Below are 12,788 nucleotides of genomic sequence, written 5' to 3' on the forward strand. Positions count from 1 at the left end.
TTTGTTGCTATTCATCACGCCAATCCTTTTAATTATTAATTTAAAAATCCAATGGCGCGTCCCGCAAACGCTACGCCAAACCATAAAGTTAGAGACAGTACAGCCGTAAATCCTGCCAAGATACGATTTGGAGATTCAACACTGGTTACTTTTCTATATAAAGTAAATTGAATAATCAGTGCAAAACCCAGCAATATAAACTTTAGCCAAAAAGCAGGATTGGGATAATAAAGCGTGGCGCTGGGTAGAAAAGTAAACAGCCCGGAAAATAGCAGTAACACAAATCCATAGATCACCAGTGGTTTAGTTGCTTTTGCCAGATTAGGAATTGTTTGTCGATTTAAGCCCAAGCCAACCAGCCTTAAATTAACCAATAAAACAGCCGTTAAAATCAGCAAAAAACCGGCAATATGAAATAATTGTGCGAATGCACCCGTAATTGAATCCAGCTGGCTGATAGATTGGCTTAAGCTGCTATTTTGTAACTCTTTAAATAATGATTCTGTACTCATATCAATGCTTTCTCGTCAGTAAAATTAATGTTGTGTCGCTTCTAGGTATGGGATTAGGCGTCCGCAAATAACTACAGCCGACCAAGAAACGAGCGAAACCCAACCCGCCAATTTTGCACCTTTAGGAAAATGCACATGTGTACCCCAATCATGTACAGTTCTACCGTATTTATATTCGAACCAAATGGCGTTTAACCCAGCCAACACAATTAAAATTAATTTAATTGGAAACACAGGAATCGCCCACATTCTTGGACCTTCTGCCCAAAGTAATAAAATACCCGTCACAAAAGTAATTACGAATCCTATTAATAGCCACGGCCTTAATTGCTTAAGCACTTCGACCACTGGCACCTCTTTCAGAAAACCGCCAATAAGACGCAAATCGGTCACGATAATTAGACCAACTGATAGCGCTAGACCTATCAGGTGTATCCCCTCAATCAACGGGAACATATAAAGCGACTCTCTGAGTGCTGTTCCAAACTCTGAATCATGCATTACTTGCAAAATTGATACGACTGACATCCAACTCCCCTTTTAAATTCTTAGAACTTTTAACTGCAATTAAGCTTTTAATATAGGCCCCACCCCTATTTCTATAGCATCCGCTGTGCCAATCTTTATCAATCAAAAGAAATAGTAAAATATAAATATTAACCATTTGATTTTTATCAATAAATTTAAAAAAATATTACTGAAATTTGAATGGCATTGAATTAAAAATGATAGTGAAAATTGTTGCTTTAGAAGCAACCTTTGGAATGAGTGTTGTTGTTTAAACAATTGGGAAACAACTACTAATTTGAAAGAAACCTGTCAGAACTGAAGTAGCCTTGTAGCGTCAATAACTTAAACCATTAAAAAATGGCGCATGTATTGAGATGGAAAGACTTTCTTTTGAGCTCAAATACATGCGCGCTAAAGCAATGCCGCTGTCGGCTCTTGCAGGTTGGGACGTGTCAAATAAAATTAAATCATCGTGAATAATTAAACTAGGTGTTGACGGAAAAAACCGATGGTGCGATCCCATGCTAACTTAGCCGCGGCTGCGTCATAACGTGGGGTCGTGTCATTATTAAAACCATGTTGTACTTCTGGATAAATAAACACTTGGTAATCTACTTTAACCGCTTTTAAAACCGCTTCGTATTTTGGCCAACCAGCATTAATGCGCTCATCTTTGCCTGCGTATTGAAGCAATAATGGTGCTTTAATCTTTGCAGCATCTTCATCACTAGGCTGTCCGCCATAGAAAGGCACGGCCGCACCCAAATCGGGCAAACGTGTTGCCAAAAAGTTTGCAATGCCACCTCCGTAACAAAAACCAACCACGCCGACTTTTCCATTGCCTTCTGGTAGCTTTTTAAGCACATCTGCCGCAGCGATAAAATCTTCACGCGTTTTAGTTTGATCCAGTTTTTGGAATAATTCACGTGCTTTATCCTCATCACCAGGGTAGCCGCCCAATGTAAATAACGCATCGGGTGCAAAGGCAATAAAACCATCAATCGCTATACGTCTTGCGATGTCCTCAATATGTGGATTAAGGCCACGATTTTCATGCACCACTAGTACTGTAGCCAGTTTTGTCGTTACATTGGCTGGATACACCAAATACCCGCGCAACTTACCATTGCCGTTAGGCGATGGATACTCTACATATCTTGCTTTAATACGCACATCATTTTCATCAATCTGTTTAGCCTCTGCAAAGTTCGGGCTAAGCGATTGCAGTAAAACTGCTGCAGAAGCACCGGCGGCGGCAAACTTTCCTGCACGATTCAAGAAGTCTCTTCTCGAAATTTGACCATGAACAAACTGGTCAAATAAACCCAGCACTTCTGGGGAAAAATCTTCTGCTGTTTTGCGTGTCATGTTATCTCCAACAATTTCTTAATTAACTCACTATTTATTAACTGGCTTATTTAACACGGCCTAAATAGCCTTGTGCTAATAAAGGAATGCGATATGCTGCGCCTCTACCAACAACAAACAAGGTTTTCTTGTCTTTACCAGAGAATGCTAAATTCTGTGGTTTGTTTGGCAATACAATCACGCCCAAGGTTTCACCTTTTGCACTAAATACCTCTACGCCAGCATTAGAGGCTACATACAGTCTGTTTTCTGCATCAACTGCTAAGCCATCTGCGCCACTAGAATATTCACCTGTTGCATTCTTTGCATAACCAGCTAATTTGGCAAAATTACGTTTTGTGCCTAAAGAGCCATCGCCTTTGATATCGTAAGCAATAATGAATTCATTTGCTGTATCGGCTACGTATAGTGTTTTCTCATCTGTGCTCAGTTGCACGCCATTTGGACGTTTAAGATCATTAATCACGCGTGTGGTTTTGCCATCTGGCGTAATGTAATAAACAGCTGGCCTTGCTGCTTCTGCAGCTTTATCTTCTGGTTTTGGGACAATGCCTATATCAGTAAAGTAAATACCACCTTTTTTATCTAACACTAAATCGTTAGGACGCTGGAAAGGTTTGCCATCAAATTGATTCGACAATACTTTTTCTTTGCCCGCTGGATAAATAATACCCACTTGTGGCTTTAAATTCTGTACTGAAATCAATTCCCCTTTAGGGTTAAAAGCTAAACCGTTTGAGCCATTGCTGTTTTGCAAAAAGATTGAAATACCGCGATCATCTTTTAACTGTGTAATGCGATTAGCACGTGTTTCAGTGAAAATAGCTGTACCGTCTGGCAAAGCAATCGGGCCTTCTGTACCCTCAAAGCCTTCATATAAGAACTCATATTTTGTGCCTTTAGCAATTACACCAGGAATGTCTTTATTCACTTCATATTTTGGTGTCGGCGGCGCGATTTTAGTCAAGACACCACCTTCAGCTTCATAATCCTGGACACCAATCGCACCGGCTACTTTAAAGCCTTTGTTGATTAATAAATCTGCACCTGTATGGGCGCGACCTGCATGGTTAGAAATAGTCGCAACCGTTTTATCTTTAGGGATATAAGCAGAATATTTTTCAAGTTCACTTAATTGAATATTCAAATAGACTGGAAAGCCACCGATTTTGATCAGTTCATCTGGACGACGTAGATCAATGAACACTACTTCGTTTGGTTTAGCCAATAGAGCGTCTACTTCCGCAAGACTTAATTTTTTTGAAATAGGTGGTTTTTTAGCTTCTTGTGTTGCCGCTTTTGTATCACCAGCTGGCGTTGCCACTGCGCCACCCGCCATGGATAAAGGCGATGCAGCAATAAATAATAAAGCGACTAATACGTTAATTTTTTTCATGTGATGTCCTCGTGATGCGTTTAAAGTTATTTTATTGATAGCCGGATTTAACCCAGAACTATTCGGTACTCATTAAAAGCATCGCAAAGCGCATGCCAACATTTTTTTATCTAAAAATTGTTTAGCTATTTTATAAAAAACACATAAGTATTTGATTTCATATGTAAATATATTTAATGTTAACTTTTATACAATTATGCAAAAAAAAGAGGTGTTTTAAATTGCTGGATATCCAGCAGATTCAAAACACCTCTGTTTGTAGAAAACCAACTTAAGACCGTTTAGTAATTGGCCCATTCAACAGCACAATGCTAAGCGCTATTTAAAAACAGTTATTATTTGAGATAAGTTTTTAACACGTTGATGACCTCTTCCAAGTCATCCTGTTTTGAGTCGTTATGATGGTTTGATTCATCATGTTCATGCCCATGATGTGATAATTGGCGATGGCCTAAATGTTCACGAATATGGCCTTCTAATGCTTCTGACATCAAGCCATCTATCGCACCACGCACTGAGGCAATCTGGTGTAAAAAATGCGTGCATTCCACACCAACATTTAATGATTTTTCAATGGCTTCTACTTGTCCTTTAATACGGCTAATACGTGCGGATAGTTTTTTCTTATTTTCAGTAATGTGTGACATATCTAGAGCCTTGTTTGTTAAGCTCACATGCGAGCCAGAAGTCTCACATGCGGAATACTTAACGATATTTATGCATCAATATTGATTAACTAGGATATTTGATTGAGCAACCATAAGGTTTTGTGCTTGGATGCGGCACTTTTTTACCATCAGCCAAAGCAACCCATGTTTCTCTTACATAATTGGTGGCTTTTGCTAAGTCTTCTTTCTTAGCGGTAGGGATATTGTCGATTCCACCTTTGTAAACCAATACGCCTTTTGCATCGATTACATAAATATGTGGCGTGGTTTGCGCGCCATATAGTTTGCCGATTTTCCCATCTTCATCCAATACAACATAAGCTGGTTTAGCACCGCGCGTTTCGTTTAATTTCAATGCTGTTGCGCCGTCTACATGACCTTGTTTTCCTGGTGCTGATGAAATGATTTGCACCCAGCTAATATCTTTACTTGCAGCATCTTTTTGCAATTGTGGAATATTGCCACTCTCATAATGCTTTACGACAAATGGGCACTCGTTATTTGTCCATTCCAATACAACCGTTTTGCCTCGTAACGAATCCAGGCTTAATTTGCCACCATCTGCTGTATTACCTGTAAAAGCTGGTGCTGGTTTATCTATAACTGTGTCTGCAAATACACTAGTGCTGATGAACGTAAATGCAACGGTGACTAAACTAGTCGCGATTAATTGTTTAAATTTCATAAAAACTCCTTTTGATTAAAAATTCAGTGTTAAAAATTAATGTGACGATTGAAGCTGACTTAACACAATCGACGGTGTAAGAATTTGCGGTAATTCAACGGACTTAGCGCCCTTGCCCGCTGGATAAAACACATAGAGCGGCACACCACTTCGCCCAAACTTTGTCAGTACATCGGTAATCTGCGCGTCCTTATTAGTCCAATCACCTTTTAGGTAAGTCACACTGTTTTTCTTAAATGCTGCAATCACTTCTGGCTGGCTTAATGCCACACGCTCATTCACTAGGCAACTGATGCACCAAGCTGCAGTAAAGTTAAGGAAAACAGGTTTTCCTTCAGCCAGCAATTGTTCCAACCGCTCCGGGGAATAAGCCTCCCAATGCTTATTAACACTAGATTTGACTGCATTTTTTGTCGTTTCAGCCGCATTCTCTAAATAGTTATAACTGATAAACAGTGTGCTAATCAGCAATGCTGCTACACCTATGTTTGCAATAATTTGCGCTTTAATGCCCACATAACGTGTGCTGTCATATAACCATGCGGCAAATGCAATCAGTACCATGCCACCTAATACGATTGCCACACCATTTGCCCCACTTTGTTGTGCAAGCACCCAAACTAACCACACTGCCGCTAGATACATCGGAAAAGCAAACACCTGTTTAGTACGCTCCATCCATACTCCAGGCCGTGGTAACTTGCGATGCAATGCAGGCCATGCAGTTAATAACAAATACGGCAGCGCCAGACCTAAACCTAAACTGAGGAAAATTAATATGAGCTGCAAAGCTGGCTGCGCTAAAGCGTAACCAAGTGCCGCCGCCATAAAAGGTGCCGTGCATGGCGTAGCAACAATCGTGGCTAATACCCCAGTAAAGAAACTACCTGCGTAACCTGGTTTGTCAGCTAATGTGCCGCCTAATCCAGCAATCGAGCTACCAATCGTAAATACACCTGACAAGCTCAAACCCACTGCAAACATCAGATATGCGACTGCTATCACAAACAGCGGCGATTGAAATTGAAAACCCCAGCCAATTTGTGCGCCGCCTGCTTTAAGCGCAATAAGCAAGCCTGCCAAAAAGGCGAAACTAGCTAACACGCCTAATGTGTAGACTATCCCCTGCCATAATATTTCACGTTGTGAATACTGACTATGTGTCACCAATGACAGTGCTTTTATAGATAAAACTGGAAATACGCACGGCATTAAATTAAGAATGACACCACCGATCAAGGCAAGTAACAATGCGCTGACAATCCCTAAGTCTGCAATACCTGAATTTGACGCTGGTGGAGTAAGTGTTGCATCAACTGCCGAGCTATTTGGTAGCGAAGAAGCAACAGTTAATTTTGGATGAATGACATAGCCGCGTGCGATTAGATTATTACCACGTTTTTCTTTCACGACTAATACACCGTCTAATGCATCATTCGCTTTTAAGGGATCATCGCCATTTTTAAATGTCAGTTTGATACCATCTGCATTAACGGTTTTAATCTGGTCAATACTTTGGGCGATTTTTCCCCATTGATAAGGGTAAAACCAAGTATCTTGAATGGCCTCAACAGGCAAACTTGTGTGAGGAATGTGCAGTTCCACTCCATCTTTCACAGCTTCTAACTTAAGTTTCCATGCGGTATTTTGTGGCTGTTGCGATGAAGCCTCGTCTAGCGATGGATTATTAATTGATTGTTGATATATTGCAGCGACTACCGGAAAATCAAGCGTCAATGTGACTTGTTGCGGTATGCATTCTTCTTTACAGACTAACCAATCGACAACTGCCGTGGTTTTAAAAATCTCGCCTATTTTTGCATCGGCTGCGACTTTTACCTTAACGGGTAAAGTAACTGTATTTTCATAGCCGTAATTGACAATAGGCCCAAGTTTGAAGCGAGTGGGTATTGGCCACAAAATTTCGCTGACTTCTGAAGGTCGTGAGAACTGCCAATCAATCGTCGTCACAATGCCAGAATCACCAGGATTTTGCCAATAAGTGTGCCAGTGTGGAATGATCTTTAAGTGCACGCCTAAAGTAATGGTTTCACCCGCCACCACTTGTTGAGCAGATGAAACCAATTCAGCTTGCACTTGTGGCGTGCTAGCTTGATGAGATGCGCCCCATGCTGTTGGAACATTGAACAGCAATGCCAAACAAAGTACTTTTAGCCAGTTGGAATAAAACATCTTCTGCATATTAATCAAAGTCTGCTTTGAATTTTATTTAAACCAGCTAGCGCACACGGCTCATCCGTTTTACCACCGCCAACACCAATTGCGCCGATAACCTCATTACCAACTTGAATCAAAATACCACCCGGCCTAGCGTTATATGTAGATGTTGCAGCAATAGTGTCAGCCAAGACTTTATCAGTTTTGATTTGTTCAGCTAAAGCACTGGTGCTCTTTTTAAATTGCAGCGCGGTCACTGCTTTATTGTTGCTAGAAGAAACGCCGCGTGGTGAAGTACCATCTGCGGCTAACAGCACTTTAAGTACGCCAGCGGAATCCACAACGCTAGCTCCGATTTTTTGCCCACCCTCTGCCGCACAGGTTTCAATGGCTACCTTTGCTGCTTCAACTGCCAACTCTAAAGATGGCCCTTTAGCAGCAGGCACTCGTGCAGGATTGGCTGTGGGTATTGTTTCTGCTTTAATTGGTGCAGATTCAACTGCTTCTGCTGCAAATCCCAAAATATTAAAGCTACATAAACTCAATAAAGTTAACGCTTTTTTATAATGCATATTTATCCTTTTAGTTGTCGCATTAATTAAATTTGCATGACTTAGCAGTATGCAGAAGTCATGCAGAGTTACTTGTCAACAAGACAAGTGACTCTGTACAATAAATTACAATAAAACGCTGCAGTCCAAGACCGTAGCGTTTTTATTACAAATAACAATTTACTTGCGTGCGCCTAATCCAAAAGCACCATTATTTTCAGCACAAATACGTTCTTCACGTTCTACAATCGGCTCTTTACCAACATGTTTTGCTAAGTGCGCTTCAAAGTGCCAACCATTTGGTTTATCTTCAGCTGTCCATAATCTCGCTGGAATCGTCACAGTAAACGGGCGTGTATAGACTGTTGGGTCAGTAAACACTGCTTCATAGTTATAACGTTTGCCATCGCTTGAAAAAATATACTTTTCCTGAATCGTACCGTTTTCACTGATGAATTCACCTGAACGCCCAAATAGCGCTTTACCGTTGTGATTCTTAACATCTACCACTAAGGTATTTCCTTCCCAATGGCCACGTGAATCTGCATTCCATAACTTCACTTTCTCAGGTAAATGTGGCTTGCCATCTAAATGAATAATGCGAATGCCATTGTTAAAGATAAACAATACGTAACCTGGATATTGCGCAATTTCATACCCATGCCAATACAAAGATTTAGGCACGCCGCCTGGTGCGCAGCGAGCTAATGGCTCAATATATTTTGGTTCAGTCGGATTATGGAATCCAACTTGAAATTTCTTCACCTCTTCTAATGCCCAAGACTGGAAAGGCACTTGTCCATCAGCTGGGTCGCTGACTCGGCTAGGCGCACGATCTTCGCGCTTACCCAAAAGCGTACGGCCTGCCGCAGGGTCGTTTGGAATGCCGCCTTGTGGATCGGTAAAATTATTATGATTTGCTATCGTATTAGACCAATGCCCGCTAATATCAGGCTGGCCATCGGCTAGTTTTGGACCAGTCCATTTACCTGAAGCAATTTTAGGAAATGATGCTTCAGTTCTGTAGTTTGGCCCTTCTGTTGCTGGTGCAGCCGCCGCCTGTGGCTTAGCATCTTTTGTTTTGACATCGTCTGCAGAGGTCGCCAACAATGGCACTGTGACGAAAGTCATGATAGCTAAGCTTTTGATACTAAGCTTTAATTTGAAATGACTCACATTATTCTTCATATTCCCTCTTATCATATTCAGTTCATGCATTCATTAACCAATGGATATTGATACTTCGATTTGTTACTCATCGACATTTAAGTGATTATTTTGGTGTGGCACCTAATCCAAAGCCACCATTGTTTTCATGGCAAATACGTTCATCGTGCTCTAGAATTTGTGTTTTTCCAGTGTGCTTCGCCCAACGAGCCTCTAAATTCCAGCCATCCGTTTCTTCCTCACGGGTATATTTAATGGCAGGTATTGTGATGGTAAATGGGCGCGTATAAACCGTTGGATCTGTGAAAGTACCTTCATAGTTGTAACGTGATCCATCATTTGCAAAGATATATTTTTCCTTGATCGTAGCACTCTCACTGACGAACTCGCCGGAGCGGCCAAACAAAGCTTTGCCGTTATGGTTGCTCACATCAACTACTAAAGTGTTGCCTTCCCAATGACCGCGCGAGTCACCATTCCACAATTTAAGTTTTTCTGGCAGGTGAGGTTTGTTTTTATCCAAATGAATTATGCGCGAACCATTGTCAAATACGAACAGTACATAACCCGGATATTGCAAAATATCATAGCCATGCCAATAGAGAGACTTAGGTATGCCACCCGGCGCGCAACGTGCATTCGGTTCTACATGCGCAGGATTGGTAGGATTATGAAACCCAACTTGAAACTCTTTCACTTTCGCTAATGCCCAAGGCTGGAACGGGAACTGCCCATCAGCAGGGTCACTGACACGACTTGGGGCACGCTCTTCTCTTGGTCCTAAAGGTGTACGTCTTGCTTCACCGATAACTCCCCCTTGCGGGTCTGTCAAATTACCATGATTACCGATGGTGTTAGACCAAAAACCACTGATATCCGGCTGTCCATCCGCCAAACGCGAGCCAGTCCAACTGCCTGAGGCAATTTTAGGGAAGGATTTTTCTCGTGGCCTTCTGGTTTGCGCTGGAGTAGTTTGCGCAGGAGTTGCAGTTTCCTTCTTTTGTGCCTCGGTTTTATTTTCTTGGGAAGACTGTGGTTTTTTTTCTGTTAACTTTTCATCCGCTGCAATGCCAAGTGACGAAGCGCCCATCAAAACCCCGAATACTAAAGCAGAAACCTCTACCTGCCATTTTCCTGAATTGCTATACATATTGTTCCCGTTTTAAGTAATACGACATTAAGCTCTATTGATATCAGCCTATTTTTGATCCGGTTTTGGTGGATAGTATTGGTCGTAATCCAGGGTATATCGGTAGTCTTCAATCAACTGGAAATTCTTTTCACGATGACGGTACAAAATAACGGTGATATTCCATGGCTTACTGAAAACCTGTTCATCACTTAAAGTTGCCTTGTATTCGATGGTGTTGGAATCAAGAAACTTCCAACGCTCCACCACTTGCAAAGCATCGCTGTGGAAATTACCGGAACGATCCAGCCATGTTTTGTCATTAAAATGTTTAACATCCACAACTAGCGTATCGCCCTCCCATTTGGCTCTTGAGTCGCCCAGCCACCAGTCATTCGGATCCTCTGGGTGTTCTGTATTATTGGTATGGATGGTTCTGACTGAATGACCAAACTGTGGCACAAGCGTCAAATCACGCGCACGCTGAAAAATCTGGAATGGTTCAGGATAATAAACGGCGCGCGGCACACCCAAGGTATAACCTTTTAGTGCCGGATCATCAGTTGCGCGATTTTCAAAGTTCTTCTTACGTTTTTCCAATGCTTTGGGCAGGTAAGGAATTTCGCCGCCTTCAACAATACCTGGACCAGGTGGTGCATCTTTACGATTGGAATGAGGTTCCAAATCATAGTCTGCAGCGCTGGTTGTCTGCCAAATACCGGAGAAATCCGGCTTGCCATTAGCCAAGCGAGGTATTTTGGTACTGTCATGCGCATCAGCACTGGTAGTCACTAGTGAAAATGTAAATACACTGATGAGTAATAACAATGCCGAACCCATTTTTTTTAACTTATCATTTTTTAAAGTAGGTAATTTAAGCCATGATTGTTGTAGCCGAGATTGATTTGGCGTGGATGGCCTGTAAGTTTGGGATGTATTCAAGAAATTCTCCGGTTATCTGCAGTAATCGCGTTTTTTATTACTTATCTATTGGTTGCAGGCTGCGCTGTTGGCGCATCTTGTGCCCCGCCAGTTTTAATGGTCCTGCCATCAGCCAAGGTGCTTTCCACCGCATAGCCAAAATTCTGGTCCGCTTTCGCTCTGTAACCATTGATGGTGATTTCCGTGCCAACTGCCAATGTTTTTTTTGTGATGCCCTTTTCTTTCAAACCAAATGGCGCGCCGAATTCAAAGCCCCACTGCGTTACTTTTCCATCGGGGCCGGTCACATCGATATATAACCAGCTATGTGGATTGACTAATTCGAATTTGGTGACGATACCTTTTACCGTAATTGGTTTTGCGGCATCGAATTCAGCTGAAAACGCATGGTGCGCATTTGCTGGTAAAGCACTTGCAACCACACCCAGAACTGCTAACGCTCCTGCTATAGTTTTATTAAACATTGTTTTTCCTATCTGTTGAAATTGTGATGTAACCCACTTAAATATTACTTATTTTTATAATTACTTATTGGTTTTGGGTTAATACTGCGAGCTTTGTGATGCCTGATCGCTCAATCACCGCCATCACTTTAGCCACGCTGCCATACTTCACAGATTCATCAGAACTCAAGTGATAAACTTGCTCAGGATTAGCAGCCTGCCTTGCAATTAACTCAGTTTCAAGCTGAGGCAACTCAACTTGTGTTTGATTAATAAAAGCATTACCTTCAGCATTCACACTGATCGTAATCGGCTTACTAGGCTCAGGCGGTTTTGTAGCTGCTGTTTTAGGTAAATTAACCTGAATTGCATTGGTCATTACTGGCACAGTAACAATAAATGCCACTAACAAAACCAACATCACATCCACTAATGGCGTGACGTTGATTTCACTCATCACCTCATCACCATCACTTTGGGTAGAAAAAGCCATTACGCAGCCGCTCCTTTCAAGTTATGCACTACGCCCGCGCTTGATGCATCAGCCTTACCATTGGCATCTACAACTTTGCGGTATGAAACACGACGTAATACTTTAATCAAATCTTCAGCAAAATCATCTAAGTTGTTGCTGCTAGTTTTTAAACGTCTTAAGAAAAAGTTATAGGCAAGTACAGCTGGCACTGCTACTGCAATACCAACACCAGTTGCTAATAAAGCTTCACCAATTGGCCCAGCAACCACATCTAAACTTGCACTGCCTAACTTACTGATGTCTGTTAGCGCGTGCATAATGCCCCATACCGTACCAAACAAACCAATGAAGGGCGATGTACTACCGATACTGGCCAACACAACCAATCCACTTTCGCGCGTGACGCGCTCTTTTTGAATTTGTTGACGCAATGAACGCTCTAATACTTCTTGGCGGTCACCTGAATGACGTAAATCCTCAACAGAATCTGCCTCATTCAGCGCATGGAATCCAACTTGAGCAACGCGATAAACTGGGCCGCCGAATCCTTCAAGATTTGCTGCTTGCTGTAAATCTTTTGCTGCCCAAAAAGCTGCGCGAAACTTATTGTTTTGCCGACGCATGCGCCATACTTGAATTGTTTTGAGTAACACGATAGTCCAAGTAACGACAGACGCTAAAACTAACGCCACTAAAACACTAACTACTATTGGTGATGCATTTGGGTCTAAATTAAACATTTTTCTTACCTCACTTTATTCAAA

At 41.8% G+C, this 12,788-nt stretch carries 14 protein-coding genes; all 14 read right to left on the reverse strand.

Annotated features, from left to right (window positions below; translation table 11 throughout):
• Positions 1 to 35: 35 nt before the first annotated feature.
• Positions 36 to 512, reverse strand: coding sequence for a DUF6644 family protein (locus METVE_RS0110870; protein WP_020168509.1), 477 nt, complete (start codon positions 510 to 512; stop codon positions 36 to 38).
• Positions 513 to 536: 24 nt separating this feature from the next.
• Positions 537 to 1,040 (reverse strand): DUF6644 family protein, encoded by a 504-nt coding sequence (locus tag METVE_RS0110875; RefSeq protein ID WP_036297855.1) that lies wholly within the window; start codon positions 1,038 to 1,040, stop codon positions 537 to 539.
• A gap of 462 nt (positions 1,041 to 1,502) precedes the next feature.
• Positions 1,503 to 2,390 carry a dienelactone hydrolase family protein gene (locus tag METVE_RS0110885; protein ID WP_020168512.1) on the reverse strand — a complete coding sequence of 296 codons (888 nt, stop codon included), beginning with the start codon at positions 2,388 to 2,390 and terminating at the stop codon, positions 1,503 to 1,505.
• Positions 2,391 to 2,436: 46 nt separating this feature from the next.
• The gene (locus tag METVE_RS0110890) at positions 2,437 to 3,786 is read right to left on the reverse strand and encodes an SMP-30/gluconolactonase/LRE family protein (RefSeq protein ID WP_020168513.1); all 1,350 of its coding nucleotides are present in this window, start codon (positions 3,784 to 3,786) and stop codon (positions 2,437 to 2,439) included.
• Positions 3,787 to 4,121: 335 nt separating this feature from the next.
• On the reverse strand, positions 4,122 to 4,433 hold the full coding sequence (locus METVE_RS0110895) for a metal/formaldehyde-sensitive transcriptional repressor (RefSeq protein ID WP_020168514.1): 312 nt from the start codon (positions 4,431 to 4,433) through the stop codon (positions 4,122 to 4,124).
• Positions 4,434 to 4,518: 85 nt separating this feature from the next.
• Complete coding sequence (locus METVE_RS0110900; protein WP_020168515.1) at positions 4,519 to 5,139, reverse strand: redoxin family protein; 621 nt, start codon at positions 5,137 to 5,139, stop codon at positions 4,519 to 4,521.
• A gap of 36 nt (positions 5,140 to 5,175) precedes the next feature.
• Entirely contained in the window at positions 5,176 to 7,341 is a 2,166-nt protein-coding gene (locus METVE_RS0110905) for a protein-disulfide reductase DsbD family protein (protein ID WP_198290308.1), read from the reverse strand.
• Between the two features lie 5 nt (positions 7,342 to 7,346).
• The gene (locus METVE_RS0110910) at positions 7,347 to 7,889 is read right to left on the reverse strand and encodes a heme-binding protein (RefSeq protein ID WP_020168517.1); all 543 of its coding nucleotides are present in this window, start codon (positions 7,887 to 7,889) and stop codon (positions 7,347 to 7,349) included.
• Positions 7,890 to 8,048: 159 nt separating this feature from the next.
• A complete protein-coding gene (locus METVE_RS0110915) occupies positions 8,049 to 8,999 on the reverse strand; it encodes a hypothetical protein (RefSeq protein WP_020168518.1) in 951 nt (316 codons plus the stop codon).
• A gap of 142 nt (positions 9,000 to 9,141) precedes the next feature.
• Positions 9,142 to 10,125 carry a hypothetical protein gene (locus tag METVE_RS0110920; RefSeq protein ID WP_232415321.1) on the reverse strand — a complete coding sequence of 328 codons (984 nt, stop codon included), beginning with the start codon at positions 10,123 to 10,125 and terminating at the stop codon, positions 9,142 to 9,144.
• A 108-nt stretch (positions 10,126 to 10,233) separates the two neighbouring features.
• Positions 10,234 to 11,106 carry a hypothetical protein gene (locus tag METVE_RS0110925; RefSeq protein ID WP_232415322.1) on the reverse strand — a complete coding sequence of 291 codons (873 nt, stop codon included), beginning with the start codon at positions 11,104 to 11,106 and terminating at the stop codon, positions 10,234 to 10,236.
• Positions 11,107 to 11,147: 41 nt separating this feature from the next.
• Positions 11,148 to 11,570, reverse strand: a complete 423-nt coding sequence (locus METVE_RS0110930) for a DUF6152 family protein (RefSeq protein ID WP_020168521.1) — start codon at positions 11,568 to 11,570, stop codon at positions 11,148 to 11,150.
• Positions 11,571 to 11,634: 64 nt separating this feature from the next.
• Positions 11,635 to 12,042 carry an ExbD/TolR family protein gene (locus METVE_RS0110935; protein ID WP_020168522.1) on the reverse strand — a complete coding sequence of 136 codons (408 nt, stop codon included), beginning with the start codon at positions 12,040 to 12,042 and terminating at the stop codon, positions 11,635 to 11,637.
• Positions 12,042 to 12,764, reverse strand: coding sequence for a MotA/TolQ/ExbB proton channel family protein (locus METVE_RS0110940; RefSeq protein WP_020168523.1), 723 nt, complete (start codon positions 12,762 to 12,764; stop codon positions 12,042 to 12,044). Before METVE_RS0110940 ends, METVE_RS0110935 begins: the two co-directional genes overlap by 1 nt.
• Between the last annotated feature and the right edge of the window lie 24 nt (positions 12,765 to 12,788).

It is taken from the genome of Methylotenera versatilis 79, from assembly GCF_000384375.1.
Lineage (GTDB): Bacteria > Pseudomonadota > Gammaproteobacteria > Burkholderiales > Methylophilaceae > Methylotenera_A > Methylotenera_A versatilis_B.

Coding starts and splice junctions, on each gene's coding strand:
- METVE_RS0110870 (WP_020168509.1), bottom strand. CDS start 512: ATGAGTACAGAATCATTATTTAAAGAGTTACAAAATAGCAGCTTAAGC.
- METVE_RS0110900 (WP_020168515.1), bottom strand. CDS start 5,139: ATGAAATTTAAACAATTAATCGCGACTAGTTTAGTCACCGTTGCATTT.
- METVE_RS0110895 (WP_020168514.1), bottom strand. CDS start 4,433: ATGTCACACATTACTGAAAATAAGAAAAAACTATCCGCACGTATTAGC.
- METVE_RS0110905 (WP_198290308.1), bottom strand. CDS start 7,341: ATGCAGAAGATGTTTTATTCCAACTGGCTAAAAGTACTTTGTTTGGCA.
- METVE_RS0110940 (WP_020168523.1), bottom strand. CDS start 12,764: ATGTTTAATTTAGACCCAAATGCATCACCAATAGTAGTTAGTGTTTTA.
- METVE_RS0110875 (WP_036297855.1), bottom strand. CDS start 1,040: ATGTCAGTCGTATCAATTTTGCAAGTAATGCATGATTCAGAGTTTGGA.
- METVE_RS0110920 (WP_232415321.1), bottom strand. CDS start 10,125: ATGGGCGCTTCGTCACTTGGCATTGCAGCGGATGAAAAGTTAACAGAA.
- METVE_RS0110890 (WP_020168513.1), bottom strand. CDS start 3,786: ATGAAAAAAATTAACGTATTAGTCGCTTTATTATTTATTGCTGCATCG.
- METVE_RS0110915 (WP_020168518.1), bottom strand. CDS start 8,999: ATGACTTTCGTCACAGTGCCATTGTTGGCGACCTCTGCAGACGATGTC.
- METVE_RS0110935 (WP_020168522.1), bottom strand. CDS start 12,042: ATGGCTTTTTCTACCCAAAGTGATGGTGATGAGGTGATGAGTGAAATC.
- METVE_RS0110930 (WP_020168521.1), bottom strand. CDS start 11,570: ATGTTTAATAAAACTATAGCAGGAGCGTTAGCAGTTCTGGGTGTGGTT.
- METVE_RS0110885 (WP_020168512.1), bottom strand. CDS start 2,390: ATGACACGCAAAACAGCAGAAGATTTTTCCCCAGAAGTGCTGGGTTTA.
- METVE_RS0110910 (WP_020168517.1), bottom strand. CDS start 7,889: ATGCATTATAAAAAAGCGTTAACTTTATTGAGTTTATGTAGCTTTAAT.